This window comes from Thaumasiovibrio subtropicus (genome assembly GCF_019703835.1).
Taxonomy (GTDB): Bacteria; Pseudomonadota; Gammaproteobacteria; order Enterobacterales; family Vibrionaceae; genus Thaumasiovibrio; species Thaumasiovibrio subtropicus.
Window position 1 is genome coordinate 3,178,831 of the sequence record NZ_AP023054.1, and the last position, 15,158, is coordinate 3,193,988.

The window sequence follows — 15,158 nt, forward strand, 5'->3', positions numbered from 1 at the left end:
AGAAACTCTCGCTGAACATGCACCTTGAGGTGGCTTGAGTATATATCGGATTTCCCTTCAAGCCTCTCAACTTCACCCCAAAAACACGCCATAACCCCATACCGACTCAAGCTGCGTCAACACACTTCCCGTTGGGCAAGCGTGTTAGGCTTAAGTACAAAGTGCGCAACGAACCAGAAGATACCAAGGTGTGGTTTGGGGGGAATACCTTCTGGCTGTTGCGTCGATACAGCTTATTTACCACAAGACGCGGTAGTCAGCGAGTTGATGGCCTTGCGCTTCAATCGCTGCGCGTAATCGGCTAGAGGTCAAAATCGCTAGCTCTTTTGCTCTCGGTTCAGCGTATGCACTCCGAGAGAGCAGACCTTCATCCAGATAGGCAGGATGACACATGAACTCAATCACATCACAGTCATGACGATGCTGTTCAATCGTCTCCAACACGCACTGTTCGCTGAGGGCATCATCATAGAAATCGGCACTAAATTGATAGCGTAGCGCCGCGCGATGCCAACCTTGGTGGCCATTGCCCCGCAGTGGCACCTTGTACTGCTGCGCAACGGCGATAGCAACAGGCAGCACAGCAGGTAACATATGCGCATGATGATGACTATCAAGATGGCTTATCTCGATCCCTGCACCACGCACGGCCTCGATTTGCGCCACCAGCTCATCGCCAATCTCGGTTTCCGTTAGCGACTGTGTCCAGCGTTCTGCATCTCGTAAAAATTCGCCCTCGCTATTCACTCCTTGCGACAGTGCTGTCATCGGCTTGCCGGCGGTTAAACGTAAATGCACACCGATTTGCAGATCAGGTACGTCCGCTGCTAACGCGATGCCATGCTCGAACGCAGCCATGCCTGCCATCATCGTGGTTGAGCGCACCACGCCTTGTCGACACGCATCTGCGATACCGTAATTCACACCCTGTGTTAAGCCAAAATCATCAGCGTTGAAAATGACCTGCATTTTTTCCTCCTCTCACTCGCGCGCACCATTCAGCCACTTTTCTCGGTAAGAATGGGCTAATCAGACTGTTATACCAGCTTGTATTCACCTTGTTGCAAACTGAGGCAAATAGTCATGGTTGGTTCGCAAGATCTCATCAAGGATCGCTTTCGCACGCGAGATATCCGGCACTAGCGGATTGGCGGCCAAGGCCATGAAAGACTTGGTATAGTCGCCAGTATAAGCCGCTTCAACCGCCAGCGTTTCATACGCTTTCACTTGATGCATTAAGCCCAAGACTGCCGGACTCAAATGCCCCACAGCCAAAGGCTTAGCGCCCCAACTGCCTACCACCGCGGTACATTCAATCACGGCATCATCCGGCAATGAGGCAATCGCACCGTTATTTTGTACATTCACCACATGCAAACTATTGCGATTGTTATAAATTGCATCGACAAGGTTTAACGAAGCATCGGAGTAGTACGCGCCCCCACGCTGTTCAAGCTGCTCTGGTTTCTTATCTAACCCCTCATCTTGATAGAGTGCAAACAGCTCTTTTTCTGTTGTCATCACCTGTTCGGCTCGCGTCCCACCTTCAGCCGCCGCGGCTTTCTCTTCTGCTAGCATGGCATCGGTTTGATAGAAATAGCGATGGTACGGACACGGAATCGCGTTCAGCGCGAGGAGAAAATCAGGATCCCACGGCTCTTCATGGATGTTTTTCATGCTGTAATTTGCGCCGTCACCCACTTTGTCCAGCACGGTTGCAGTAATGTCTTCACCGCGAAGCCACGCTTTATGCGCCCACAGCAAATGGTTTAAGCCGGCACATTCGAGCGACAGCTCTTCTGGCTCGCATTCCATCATCTCTGCAATCATCATTTTCATTGAAACGGGCACATTACACAGGCCAATGGTTTTCACCTTGGTGTACTTGCTCACCGCTTCAGTAACGAGTCCCGCTGGGTTAGTGAAATTAAGCATCCACGCATTGGGCGCTAACTCTTCAATGTCTTTGCAGATATCCAAAATCACAGGAATGGTACGAAGCGCTTTCGCAAAGCCTCCCGGCCCGGTAGTCTCTTGGCCTATCACGTCATATTGAATCGGAATACGCTCATCATTGGCGCGCGCCTGCAGCCCCCCAACGCGAAACTGTGTCATGACAAAATCGGCATCTTTGATGGCGGCGCGGCGATCGAGTGATGCTGTTAGGGCTATCTTGGCACCAACCTTATCCACCATCCGCTGCGATAACGCCAAGATTATATCGAGCTTCTCTCTTCCCGCTTCCACATCAACAAAATGGATTTCACCTACAGGCACTTGGTCAAGGCGCTTTAACACACCTTCGACCAACTCTGGGGTGTAACTGCTACCGCCACCGATAATGGCTAACTTCAATGAAGACCTACTCATCAACTACTCTCCGTTTCCATTTATCGTTACGCAGCCATTTGCTGCTGCATTGCCACCATTTCCGTCGCCAGTTCATGGGCTAAGATCGTGGTCATCAAGTGATCCTGCGCATGGACCATCACTAAGGTCATTTTGACTTTGCCTTCTCCCTCATCTGCTTCGATGAGCTGGGTTTGCACTAAATGCGCGCGGTTCAAGCAGGCTTTCGCCTCCGTTAACCGCGCCTTAGCCTCTTCAAACTGTCCCGCACGCCCTTTTGCCAATGCTTCAAAACAGAGGCTACGCGCCTCGCCCGCATTGACGATGATTTCCATCACTACCGCTTCTTGTTCCATATACATGCTCGCTTAATACGTCTTAGTGTGAGTGAGATAAGGCGCAGAGCTCACTGGCGCTGCGCCGCTGTAACAAGGTTCAGGCGGAAACGGGTTCGCCAACCGTCGACGCCGCTTTTGCAGGCCCTTCTTGCTCTAGCATCTGTTTTTCAAACATTTTGAAGAAAGGTAAATAAAGGAAGACATCCAGTATCAAAAGCACGATGACCAAGAGCACAGGCGTCAACGTCCAGCCTGAGCCCCAAGATGCGCCCAATACCGCAGGGGTTGTCCATGGTGTTGTCGCGACCCCCATGCCCACAAAGCCGGTATGAACGGCAAAATAGGCGATCACCGCATTAATGATCGGGGTGAAGACAAACGGAATAAACAAGATCGGGTTGAGGACAATCGGTGTCCCGAAAATCACCGGTTCATTTATCTGGAACATGCCCGGAACCAAGCTCATTCGGCCAATACTGCGCAAATGAATTGAGCGACTAAATGCCATCAAAATCACTAAAGCCAATGTCGCCCCTGAACCCCCAATGAAGATGTAGAAGTCCCAGAATGGCTGGGTAAAGATATTAGGGATCGGCTGACCATTCACAAAAGCTTCAATGTTGACACTGATATTGGTCAGGAAAATCGGACTCAATAACCCCACCACGATCGCCGCGCCGTGGATTCCCGAAAACCACAACAACTGACATAACAGCAACGCACCAATAATGGCGGGTAAGGTGTTGGACGCACTCACTAAAGGCACAAACAGCTCCATGATCGCTGCTGGGATCAGCATCTCGAACTGGTTTTGAATCAACAAGCTGAGGGGGAACAGGGTCAAAAACATCACCAGCACGGGAACGAGCAGTTCAAAAGAGCGCTGAATCGCTGGCGGGACTTGTTCCGGCATCCGAATCGTGATGTTGTACTTTTTAAGTAGCCGAAACATCTCGACCGAGTAGAAAGCACAAATCACTGCGGTAAAGATGCCTCTTCCGCCCATATGTGCCGTGGTTAACCCACCTTCTGATTGCGGTGCGGCAATTAAAAGAAACCCCATTAATGAAAGTGCGGATGTTGTAATACCATCCATTTTGTAAGCTTTCGATAAGCTATAGGCGACGCCCATGGCGACAAAAATTTCCATGATGCCCATCGTCATATTAAATGGCATCAAAATTTGGTCCATGTTGGCGGCAACGAAGTCTAACCACGCCCGGGCAAAGCTATTTGTTGTGTTCTCATCAAAGGGAGGAAAGGCAAAAATAAGCGTAAAACTGCCTAAAATAATGAAAGGCATCGCCACTATAAAGCCATCACGCATGGCACGGACATGCTTCTGCGCCCCAACCTTGGAGGCCAATGGCGCAATATGTCGTTCAACGACATCAATGATTGCATCGTAGAGCTTCATTAAAACAATCCTTATTTTTAGGAAATACGTTCCCGCTGCAAATTACTGAATAACTTCAGTATGCAGATTTATTTAAAGTGTATTGATTTCCAGCACCTTTAAATAAAAAGTGGTGTGATAAAACTATTTATTATTTATCTTGGTCGACAGATAAGTAATCTAACGGGGTAGAGTAACCTAGTCGATTAATGCCAACGCTTGATCGAGCACCGCATCACCCTTCATCATCCCGTAATCCATAGGCGCAATTGCGGCGACACGCTTGCCATATGTCGCCGCAACCTCGCTTAAGCTATCTAGTTGAAACTTCACCTGTGGGCCGAGCAAGCATACATCGTACTCTTGAATGGCATCTTCAAACGCGGCCACGGCCATAGCTTCAATCTCGCAGTCAATCCCTCGAGATTTAGCCGCCTCTGCCATTTTTTTCATTAGCATGCTGGTCGACATTCCGCCACTGCAACAAAGTAATATCTTTTTCATTTTCTATCCCGCCTTTCATTATTATTGATGTGTTCACATTGTAACCAAGACCATCACACAACAAAAGCGCAACCGGTTGCGTTAATTTTGTTAGAGATCACAAAATAACAATGAAACCACAATGAAATAGTGAGAACTCCCGATGTTAATTGCAGTAGGAAGCAAGCGCTGTTGATGATTTTCAGGAAAAACCAACAACGTTATATACTCTAACTACCTCAAGATGTTTGTTCAGTGAGAATTTCTAGGTTTGCCATCGAGACGCTGCTTTGAAGATCTCGTCGACTAAACCCAAAAGCAGTAACAAAGGTGGCGAGCTTAGAAAACTCGCCCTTCGAGAAGCGCTGTTATCGCGATCTTTAGTCAAGAGGGGCAAGCAAAGTGGCGATGAAATCGACGCAGTCAACCCTAGCAGTTAGACGTACCCAAAAACCGCAGAAAGCAGAAGCAGAAGCAGAAGCAGAAGCAGAAGCAGAAGCAGAAGCAGAAGCAGAATGCCATTATAGGCTATGCCAGATACAACAAAGCCTCGACTTTCGTCGAGGCTTTATCGTTTGAAATTGGTGCCCGGGGCCGGACTTGAACCGGCACAGTGTCACCACCGGCGGATTTTGAATCCGCTGCGTCTACCAATTTCGCCACCCGGGCATGTGCGAGTGATTATACGTAACTCTTAACCACCTGCAAGCCTCAATTGCAAAAAAACTGAAGTAATCGAACCGTTTGCACGATTAGTAAGCAAATTGATTACATTTTGAAGTAATTCAAGTTTGCTTGCAGTTGTGCAGATGAATTCGCGACCGTGGCACTTTGCTTGGCTAAGCTATCCGCGGCTTGGTGAATATCGCTAGCGGCAGATTGAATCTCCGTCATACTGCTTGTCACATCTTGCGTCACAGCGCCTTGTTCATCCGCGGCGGTAGCGATCTGAGCAACTTGCTCACTGGCACTGCATAGCTGGCTAATCATGGCTTGCAACTGTTGTTTGGTTTGGTAAGACATCTCATTACCCACCTGTACTTTATCTGCACACTCCACCATCGCCGCTTTGGCCGTCGTGGCATTTTCAGTTAGCTGGGAGATTGTCTCTTGAATTTCAAGTGTGGAGGCTTGCGTTCTGCTCGCCAAGCTACGCACCTCATCAGCGACAACCGCAAACCCTCGGCCCTGCTCCCCAGCACGTGCTGCTTCAATCGCTGCGTTCAAGGCCAATAAGTTGGTCTGCTCAGAGATACCTTGAATGACTTCCACCACAGAACTGATCTCTTCCACACCAGTGTTGAGCTTCTGCACCACTTCATCAGCCAGCGCAACACGCTCTGCCAAATGGCTAATGCTGGTTGTTGACTGATCCATATTGTCGGCACACTGCGTTGACAAGGCTGTCGCCTGTTGAGTTTCGACAGCGGTATGATCAGCATTTTTTGCCACATCCATGATCGTTTGTGTCATCTCTTCCATGGCCGCAGCTAGCACATCCAATTGCTGTTGTTGAGCCGCAACACCCACCGCAGATTGCTGTGAAGCACTCGCCATATCTTGCGCCATGGCTGCTGACTCTTCGGCCGTCTCATTGGCACTCTGTAGCACATCACGCAATTGCGTCTGCATGCGGTCAAGCTGGCGAATAATTTGGCCCATCTCATCTTTTCGGTTCACATCGAGCTTTTGATTAAGCAAACCGTCGGCCATGCGCTCAATCACATCGTTCAGATAATGGATTGCAGACTTAATTGAGTTGTTAAGCCACATTTGCGCGACCAGTAGAGAAACAATCGTCAATAACATAATCACGCCAGTACGCCAGACCGACGTCATCAAGCTTGCATTGATATCATCGACCAAAATGCCACTACCAATGATCCAGTCCCACTCGGGCATGTAACTCACATAAGAGATTTTCTTGGACACATCACCTTCTGGGGATGCCCAGACATAATCCAAAAACCCTTTTTGGGTGGTATTCGCTATACGCCCCATTTCTCGGAACATGTAGTAACCGGCACTGTCCTGCATATCACGAGAGTTACGACCAACAAGGCTGGGTTTAGGGTGGGCAAGGATGTCGAGATTAGAGGCGATAACAAAGAAGTAGTTGTCAACATCGTAGCGATAGTCAGCAAGCAGTTTCAGTGCTTGAGTCTTCGCAACGTCGTCGCCGAGTTCATGACGCTGCTGATAAAAGCTGTAGGCTCCAGAGATTGCCGTTTCAACCTGAGCCCGCATCAAGTGGCGGCGTTCATCCATTAACTCTGTGTAGCCATGCCATGAAAACCAACCACATACTGCGATAAAGAGTAAAACGATTTTAATGCTGAATAAGCGCAATTTTCCGGAGATTGTAAACAATCCTTGTAGCATATCCGCCTCTGATTATGGATTTAATACGATTAATCGAGGCAAGCAATATAGCAGAAGTCCAAATGAGAAGAAGGTGCTTTTGATAGTTAACATAATAAAAACGAGTGTCACTGATGACACAAAGCTCATTAACATCCAGGCTCAGGTAATGAAACCATCAGGTAGCAGTACGAATCACTAGATGAGTCGGAATAAAACTGCATTCTTCCGGCTGGATATAGGGAAAAGCCGATATTGGCATATGATGTTCCCCTACATAGATCAATGTTATTTCTCAAACCTCATACTGGCTGATTGCTGGCGCTATTCGTAATGGAAAACTGTTGTTAGAATCGATAGCAGATAAACCAAATAGGGAACAGAGAGTGAAAGAAGCGGGATTTTTTAGACGATTAGGTGCGTGGGTTTATGATGTGCTAGTCGTGACAGCGGTATTAATCGCAGCCGGTGCCATCGCGCTCGGGGTGGTTGCGTTAGCACTCAAGATCGGTCTGCTCAATATGGGCAATTATGTGGATGTTAGCCACTACCTCAATAACCACCCTGTCGCTGCGATACTCTATCCGTTGTATTTATTCACCGTTATGGTGGGATTCTACGCCTACTTTTGGTGCAAGGCAGGACAAACACTGGGGATGCGAGCATGGCGTCTTCACTTGCAAAATGAAGACGGTCAACGAGTCTCTCTTACTCAAGCCTTAGTGCGTATGGCGACATCCGCATTTGGTCTCGGTAATGTCACAGTATTAATCGACTCAAAGAACCGCAGCCTTCAAGATCATATGGCAAGTACACACGTTTACTTTGACCCAAAAGTCAAATAATCCATACACGTACTCAATAAAAAAGCGCGCCTTAACAGCGCGCTTTTTCACATAGGAGACACTACGGATTAGAGTTTTCGCTTTAACAAATAGAGCGTCACAAACAAGAACAACACGCTGGGCCCTAAAGCGCCAATTGCGGGGTGCATTCGGTATACAATACTCATAGGACCAAAAACTTCGTTGGAGATATAAAATCCAAATCCGAAGACCACGCCAGATAAAACCCTCGCGCCCATAGTCACTGAACGCAGTGGCCCAAACACAAACGACAACGCTAGCAACATCATTACCGCAATAGAGATAGGCTGTACCGCTTTGCGCCAAAAGGCGAGTTCATAACGAGAGGCATCTTGCTGAGACTCTCTCAAATACCGCACGTACTCGTAGACACCAGACATTGACAACTCTTCAGGCTTCACCGTCACCACGGCTAACTTGTCCGGCGTTAGTGTGGTTTTCCAGCGCGCCTTATCAAACTTCTGCTTAGAACGCGTAGGCCCACTCATTTGCGTTTGTACCGCGCTTTCCAATAGCCAACCATTCTGTGGTGAATACGTGGCCTCTTCGGCAAAGAGCGATGACGTCAGTTGATCTTCATCGTCATACTGCCAGATGTTCACCCCTTGTAGGCTGCCATCTTCATTGACTCGCAATATATAGATAAAGTCGTTACCATCTTTCGCCCAGACGGCATTCTGCACTGAAAGAATGTTACCACCAGAGGTTGCCACGGCACGTAACTCACGGGCCATTTTTTGTGTCACCGGCGATCCCCACTCCCCCAGCGCCATTATCAATAGCATGAGGGGCACCGCCGTTTTTAAGACTGACAGGCCAATCTGTAGCTTCGAGACCCCGGCAGCTTGCATGACGGTAAGCTCTGAGCTTGACGCCAACATACCAAGCCCAATCAGCGCACCAAGTAGCACTGCCATCGGGAAAAATAGCTCGATATCACGAGGGATGCTCAACACAACGTACCAGAGGGCCAAGATCAGGTCATAAGTCCCCTGCCCCACTTTACGCAACTGTTCAACATACTTGATGATTGCCGATAACCCCACCAGCATCGACAGCACCAACGCTGTGGTGCTAATGATGGTTCGTCCAATATAGACATCTAAAATCTTAAACATTGGCGCGCCTTCTCCGCCATTTATCCTTGAGTTTTCGCACAGCCAAAGAATCCAGGCTGTTCAATACAATCGCCACACCCAGCAGGGCTGCGTTAATGCCCCATAACCCGATATAACTTGGCAACACTTCATCTTCTACCGCTGATTTACCTGCACTTATCGAGAGGAAGTAAGCAAGGTAGAGCAAGATCGCTGGTAGGAGTTTGGCAAAGCGACCTTGTCGTGGATTCACCGACGACAGCGGCACAACGACCATAGTTAATAGCGGAATACAGAGGACTAAAGAGACACGCCACTGAAATTCAGCTTGGGCATAAGGGTTGCTATTTCTCATGAGCTCAAGCGTGCCAATGGCATCCCAATCGCGATGATGTTCGCGCACCGCGCGCTGACCAATCAACACTTGGTAACTCTCAAACTCAGTCACTGTGTAATCTAATCGCGTTGGCAGCCCTTCAACACGCTCACCATCTCTCAGCTCTAAGACCTGACGACCATCAGGCAATTCAGAGACCACCCCCGTTTCTGCTGTCAATACGCTTGGGCGTAATCCACCCATGGCAATAGGCTGTGCTACAAACACATTTTCTAACTGACGGCCACTTTGAGTAATATCATCGATAAACACGACGGCACGGCCGTCTGGCGCTTGTTGGAACTGACCTTTAATAAGGAGATCTAGGCCCGATTCTGAGGCTAATTGTTCGCGCAATTGTACCTCTTTTTCATTGGCCCATGGGGTGAGCCAGAAGGCATTATATGCTGCTACTGCCCCCGTCATCAGCGCTAACACCATCGCCGCTTGAATGAGAAATTTGTTGCCAATACCGGTCGCGTTCATGACGGTAATTTCGCTCTCGGCATACAGGCGACCAAACGTCAGTAAGATGCCGACATAGAGACTCAAAGGCAGCAATAACAGGCCCATTGACGGCATGTAGAGCGCGATAAAGGTCAAGATGAGATCGCTTGGAATCGATCCCTCCGTGGCCGACCCCAGCACGCGAATAAAGCGTTGGCTAAAGAAAACAAGAAACAAGATAAAGAGCACCGCAATTTGGCTCTTAATTGTCTCTCGCGTCAAATATCGAACTATGATCACCGCTATTCTGTCCTTCGAAAACTTGTTTTTTTGCTGGAATCGCTATAATTTCAGAATAAACCTGTTGTTTTTTTATCTTTCAGCTAACTGTTACCCTGCTCAAAAATACCCTTTAAACAGGTGGGTTTCATTCAAGTAAGCACGGCATTATCTAACATTTAGCATCAATTGTCTTTAGATGTAGGAGTACGCATGGAGTTCAGTGTTAAAAGCGGCAGCCCGGAGAAGCAACGCAGCGCCTGTATCGTTGTCGGTGTTTTCGAACCGCGCCGTTTATCACCTGTCGCAGAGCAACTAGATAAAATCAGTGATGGTTATATCAGTGCTTTGCTAAGACGCGGTGATCTGGAAGGAAAAGCAGGTCAAATGCTGCTACTTCACCATGTGCCGAATGTTCTGTCTGAGCGCGTTCTGTTAGTGGGTTGTGGCAAAGAGCGTGAACTTGACGAGCGCCAGTTCAAACAGATCATCCAAAAAACCATCAGCACCCTCAACGACACAGGTTCCATGGAAGCGGTATGTTTCCTCACTGAACTGCATGTGAAAGGGCGTGATACATATTGGAAAGTCCGCCAAGCCGTAGAGTCGACAAACGAGTCGCTTTACACGTTTGATCAATTCAAGAGCAACAAGCCTGAGCAACGCCGTCCGCTACGTAAGTTGGTCTTCAATGTACCAACACGTCGCGAATTACCGTTAGGCGAGCGCGCAATCGCGCACGGTTTAGGCATTGCCTCAGGTGTGAAAGCCGCACGTGATCTTGGCAACATGCCACCGAACGTTGCCAACCCTGCCTACCTCGCCTCGCAAGCACGTCGCCTTGCTGACGACTACGAGACCATCACGTCTAAAATCGTTGGTGAAGAAGAGATGAAAGAGCTGGGTATGACATCATACTTAGCCGTAGGTCGTGGTTCACGCAATGAGTCGATGATGTCGATCATCGAGTACAAAGGCTCACCCAATGCCGACGACAAGCCAATCGTACTGGTAGGTAAAGGCCTTACTTTTGACTCAGGCGGTATCTCAATCAAGCCTGGCGCCAACATGGATGAAATGAAGTACGACATGTGTGGTGCAGCGGGTGTGTTTGGTGCGATGCGCGCGCTCGCAGAGCTAAATCTGCCAATTAATGTCACAGCAATCCTCGCAGGTTGTGAAAACATGCCTGATGGTAATGCCTACCGCCCAGGTGATATTCTGACGACCATGTCAGGCCAAACGGTTGAAGTACTGAACACCGATGCTGAAGGTCGTCTTGTGCTCTGTGATGCCCTAACTTACGCAGAACGCTTCGAACCCGACTGTGTCATTGACGTGGCAACCTTGACGGGTGCTTGTGTGATGGCTCTGGGCCACCACTTTACAGGTATGCTCGCTAACCACAATCCATTGGCGCATGAACTCAGCAACGCCTCTGAACAATCTGGTGACCGCGCATGGCGTCTACCGATGACAGACGAGTATCAAGAGCAGTTAGAGAGCCCATTTGCTGACATGGCTAACTTGGGTTCACCAGGTGCAGGCACAATCACTGCGGGCTGTTTCCTGTCGCGTTTTACCAAGAAATATCACTGGGCACACCTTGATATCGCAGGTACAGCGTGGAAGTCAGGCAAAAACAAAAGTGCCACCGGTCGTCCGGTCCCAATGCTGGTCCAGTTTATGCTGAATCGTTCAGGGCTCGACACCAACGAATAATCGAGATAAAAAGGGCCTACGGGCCCTTTTTTATTGGCCGCAATAAACAGGAATGATCCATGACACACGCGACCTTTTATTTGCTAGATGAAGCCGAAGCAGAGTTTCAGCTCGCTTGCGATCTCGCAAGCCAATATCATCAGCAAGGTCAACGTGTCTATATCCATACCGAGCAAAAAGCCGACGCAGAACGCATTGATAATTTGCTTTGGCAACGCGACCCCGATGCCTTTGTGCCGCATAACCTACTCGGTGAAGGCCCTAGGGCCGGTTCTCCTGTGGAGATAGGCTGGCAGTACCTCCGCCACTCAGGGCATCGCTCCGTACTAATAAATCTGGCGAATAACGCCGCAAACTTTGCGGTGACCTTTGCACAAGTGATAGACTTCGTCCCTTGCGATGAAAATCTCAAACAACTTGCGCGTGAGCGATATAAGCAATATCGACACGCTGGCATTCAGTTGCAAACACTGACCGCGACAGAAACGTCCTGATTCCGATATAGATCCATTAAGAGCGCTATGGAAAAGACATATAACCCACAATCAATTGAGCAGGCGCTATATCAGCGCTGGGAAGAGAACGGTTACTTCCGTCCTCATGGTGATACCTCGAAAGATGCCTACAGCATCATGATTCCGCCACCAAACGTCACAGGTAGCCTACATATGGGCCACGCCTTCCAAGATACCATTATGGATACCTTGGTCCGCTGTGAGCGTATGAAGGGTAAGAACACCCTTTGGCAGGTCGGTACAGACCACGCTGGTATCGCGACTCAAATGGTCGTTGAGCGCAAGATCGCCGCAGAAGAAGGCAAAACCAAGCACGATTATGGTCGTGACGCTTTCATCGATAAAATCTGGGAATGGAAAGGCGAGTCAGGTGGCACCATCACCAAACAGCTACGCCGTCTTGGCGCATCGGTTGATTGGGATCGTGAGCGCTTTACCATGGATGACGGCCTCTCAAATGCCGTGAAAGAAGTTTTCGTTCGCCTCTATGAAGAAGACCTTATCTATCGTGGTAAACGTCTTGTTAACTGGGATCCTAAGCTACACACCGCGATTTCAGATCTCGAAGTCGAAAACAAAGATAAAAAAGGCCACATGTGGCACTTCCGCTACCCACTGGCAGACGGTGTGAAAACAGCCGATGGCAAAGATTACATTGTCGTAGCAACCACACGTCCAGAAACCATGCTGGGTGATACTGGTGTAGCGGTAAACCCGGAAGATCCTCGTTACAAAGATCTGATTGGTAAAGAAATCCTGCTTCCTATTGTCGATCGTCGCATTCCAATCGTGGGTGACGAGCATGCCGATATGGAAAAAGGCACAGGCTGTGTGAAAATCACCCCTGCCCACGACTTCAATGACTACGAAGTCGGCAAGCGCCACAGCCTACCGATGATCAACATTTTCACTTTCGATGCCAACGTCCGTGACGCAGCGGAAGTCTTCAACACCAATGGCGAACCGACCGATGCCTACAGCACTGCACTGCCAGACGCCTACCAAGGTCTAGAGCGCTTTGCGGCACGTAAAGCCGTCGTTGCGGAGTTCGAAGCCCTTGGTTTACTTGATGAAATCAAAGATCACGACCTCACCGTCCCATACGGCGACCGTGGTGGTGTCGTCATCGAGCCGATGCTCACCGACCAATGGTATGTACGTACCGCGCCACTGGCTAAACCAGCGGTTGAAGCGGTAGAGAACGGTGACATTCAGTTCGTTCCTAAGCAATATGAAAACATGTACTTTGCGTGGATGCGTGACGTACAAGATTGGTGTATCTCTCGCCAACTTTGGTGGGGTCACCGCATCCCAGCTTGGTATGACAATGACGGTAACGTCTATGTCGGTCGTACTGAGGAAGAAGTGCGCGAGCAAAATAATCTTGCCCCTGTAGTTGTGCTACGCCAAGACGATGATGTGCTGGATACTTGGTTCTCATCAGCACTTTGGACGTTTGGCACCCAAGGCTGGCCAGAAAACACCGACGCATTGAAAACCTTCCACCCTTCTGATGTGCTGGTGTCGGGCTTCGATATCATCTTCTTCTGGGTAGCGCGCATGATCATGATGACGCTGCACTTCGTTAAAGATGACGATGGCAAGCCACAAGTGCCTTTCAAAACGGTTTACATGACGGGCCTTATCCGTGATGAAAACGGCGACAAAATGTCGAAATCAAAAGGTAACGTACTCGATCCTATCGACATGATCGACGGCATCGGTCTAGAAGAGCTGGTTGAAAAGCGCACGGGTAACATGATGCAGCCGCAACTTGCGAAGAAGATCGAGAAAAACACCCGTAAAACGTTTGAAAACGGCATCGAACCTTACGGTACAGATGCGTTGCGCTTTACCTTAGCGGCAATGGCCTCGACGGGTCGTGATATTAACTGGGACATGAAACGCCTAGAAGGTTACCGCAACTTCTGTAACAAGCTGTGGAATGCCAGCCGTTATGTGTTAATGAACACCGAAGATCAAGATTGTGGTTTTGCGGCAGGTGCCGAGCTTGAATACTCATTGGCCGACAAGTGGATCGAATCTCAATTCGAACTTGCCGCGAAAGATTTCAACTCGCACATTGAGAACTACCGTCTAGATATGGCAGCGAACACGCTGTATGAGTTCATCTGGAACCAATTCTGTGACTGGTACCTAGAGCTGACTAAGCCAGTACTTTGGAAAGGTAGTGAAGCGCAGCAACGCGCAACGCGCCGTACCTTGATCACTGTACTAGAGAAGACCTTACGTCTTGCGCATCCTGTGATCCCATACATCACTGAAACAATCTGGCAAAGCGTGAAGCCACTGGTTGAGGGTGTTGAAGGCGAGACCATCATGACGCAACCTCTGCCTCAATATGATGCGGCGAACTTCGATGAAAAAGCGACCGCTGACATTGAGTGGGTGAAGAGCTTCATCACCAGTATTCGTAATCTACGTGCCGAGTATGATATTGCACCAAGCAAGCCATTGGATGTGATGCTAAAGGCAGCGGATGAGACTGATGCAGCACGTCTGACAGCAAACGAGCAAGTGCTGGTTTCACTATCAAAACTAGAGAGCCTACGCGTACTCGCTGGAGGCGAAGAGACGCCGGCTTGTGCTACTGCCCTCGTTGGTCAGTCTGAATTGATGATTCCTATGGCTGGTCTTATCGATAAAGATGCTGAACTTGATCGTCTGGCGAAAGAGATCAAGAAAACCGAAGGCGAAGTGAAACGCATCGAAGGCAAGCTGAATAACCAAGGTTTCGTGGCGAAAGCGCCAGAAGCCGTGGTTGCTAAAGAGCGTGAAAAATTGGAAGGCTACAAACAAAGCCTGATCAAACTCGCCGAACAGCAAGCGACCATCGCAGCACTATAAGCGCAGCGTAAGCAGACGTTTCAAACGAAAAACCGATGCCTTTGGGCATCGGTTTTTTATT

Annotated in this window: 13 protein-coding genes and 1 tRNA gene; 5 read left to right on the forward strand and 9 right to left on the reverse strand. The window is 49.0% G+C overall.

The window, feature by feature from the left end; genetic code table 11:
- Positions 1 to 237: 237 nt before the first annotated feature.
- The 5 genes from chbG to TSUB_RS14150 form a co-directional block, all read right to left on the reverse strand.
- A complete protein-coding gene (chbG, locus tag TSUB_RS14130; RefSeq protein WP_087022261.1) occupies positions 238 to 969 on the reverse strand; it encodes a chitin disaccharide deacetylase in 732 nt (243 codons plus the stop codon).
- A gap of 84 nt (positions 970 to 1,053) precedes the next feature.
- The gene (locus TSUB_RS14135; protein WP_087022264.1) at positions 1,054 to 2,370 is read right to left on the reverse strand and encodes a 6-phospho-beta-glucosidase; all 1,317 of its coding nucleotides are present in this window, start codon (positions 2,368 to 2,370) and stop codon (positions 1,054 to 1,056) included.
- A 26-nt stretch (positions 2,371 to 2,396) separates the two neighbouring features.
- Positions 2,397 to 2,705 carry a PTS lactose/cellobiose transporter subunit IIA gene (locus TSUB_RS14140; protein ID WP_087022268.1) on the reverse strand — a complete coding sequence of 103 codons (309 nt, stop codon included), beginning with the start codon at positions 2,703 to 2,705 and terminating at the stop codon, positions 2,397 to 2,399.
- A 79-nt stretch (positions 2,706 to 2,784) separates the two neighbouring features.
- Complete coding sequence (locus tag TSUB_RS14145; RefSeq protein ID WP_192867850.1) at positions 2,785 to 4,104, reverse strand: PTS sugar transporter subunit IIC; 1,320 nt, start codon at positions 4,102 to 4,104, stop codon at positions 2,785 to 2,787.
- Between the two features lie 177 nt (positions 4,105 to 4,281).
- Complete coding sequence (locus TSUB_RS14150; RefSeq protein ID WP_087018814.1) at positions 4,282 to 4,587, reverse strand: PTS sugar transporter subunit IIB; 306 nt, start codon at positions 4,585 to 4,587, stop codon at positions 4,282 to 4,284.
- Between the two features lie 387 nt (positions 4,588 to 4,974).
- Here TSUB_RS14150 and TSUB_RS14155 point away from each other — a divergent pair, with 387 nt between their 5' ends.
- Positions 4,975 to 5,145 (forward strand): hypothetical protein, encoded by a 171-nt coding sequence (locus TSUB_RS14155; protein WP_159064859.1) that lies wholly within the window; start codon positions 4,975 to 4,977, stop codon positions 5,143 to 5,145.
- Positions 5,146 to 5,148: 3 nt separating this feature from the next.
- Here the strand turns inward: TSUB_RS14155 and TSUB_RS14160 are convergent.
- Positions 5,149 to 5,235, reverse strand: a tRNA-Leu gene (locus TSUB_RS14160).
- 99 nt (positions 5,236 to 5,334) lie between these two features.
- Positions 5,335 to 6,948 carry a methyl-accepting chemotaxis protein gene (locus TSUB_RS14165; RefSeq protein WP_087018816.1) on the reverse strand — a complete coding sequence of 538 codons (1,614 nt, stop codon included), beginning with the start codon at positions 6,946 to 6,948 and terminating at the stop codon, positions 5,335 to 5,337.
- Between the two features lie 365 nt (positions 6,949 to 7,313).
- Between TSUB_RS14165 and TSUB_RS14170 the strand changes: the two genes are divergently transcribed.
- Positions 7,314 to 7,772: an RDD family protein gene (locus TSUB_RS14170; RefSeq protein ID WP_192867833.1), complete on the forward strand. Its 459-nt coding sequence runs from the start codon at positions 7,314 to 7,316 to the stop codon at positions 7,770 to 7,772.
- Between the two features lie 68 nt (positions 7,773 to 7,840).
- Here TSUB_RS14170 and lptG read toward each other — a convergent pair whose 3' ends face one another.
- On the reverse strand, positions 7,841 to 8,911 hold the full coding sequence (gene lptG, locus TSUB_RS14175) for an LPS export ABC transporter permease LptG (protein WP_087018818.1): 1,071 nt from the start codon (positions 8,909 to 8,911) through the stop codon (positions 7,841 to 7,843).
- Positions 8,904 to 10,013: an LPS export ABC transporter permease LptF gene (lptF, locus tag TSUB_RS14180; protein ID WP_087018820.1), complete on the reverse strand. Its 1,110-nt coding sequence runs from the start codon at positions 10,011 to 10,013 to the stop codon at positions 8,904 to 8,906. Before lptF ends, lptG begins: the two co-directional genes overlap by 8 nt.
- A 192-nt stretch (positions 10,014 to 10,205) precedes the next feature.
- On the opposite strand from lptF, the gene pepA reads away from it, so the two are divergent.
- From pepA to TSUB_RS14195, 3 genes are read left to right on the forward strand one after another with little or no spacing between them, the layout of a single operon-like run.
- A complete protein-coding gene (gene pepA, locus TSUB_RS14185; protein ID WP_087018822.1) occupies positions 10,206 to 11,714 on the forward strand; it encodes a leucyl aminopeptidase in 1,509 nt (502 codons plus the stop codon).
- A gap of 59 nt (positions 11,715 to 11,773) precedes the next feature.
- Complete coding sequence (locus TSUB_RS14190) at positions 11,774 to 12,208, forward strand: DNA polymerase III subunit chi (RefSeq protein WP_087018824.1); 435 nt, start codon at positions 11,774 to 11,776, stop codon at positions 12,206 to 12,208.
- 27 nt (positions 12,209 to 12,235) lie between these two features.
- Positions 12,236 to 15,097 (forward strand): valine--tRNA ligase, encoded by a 2,862-nt coding sequence (locus tag TSUB_RS14195; protein WP_087018826.1) that lies wholly within the window; start codon positions 12,236 to 12,238, stop codon positions 15,095 to 15,097.
- Positions 15,098 to 15,158 lie beyond the last annotated feature (61 nt).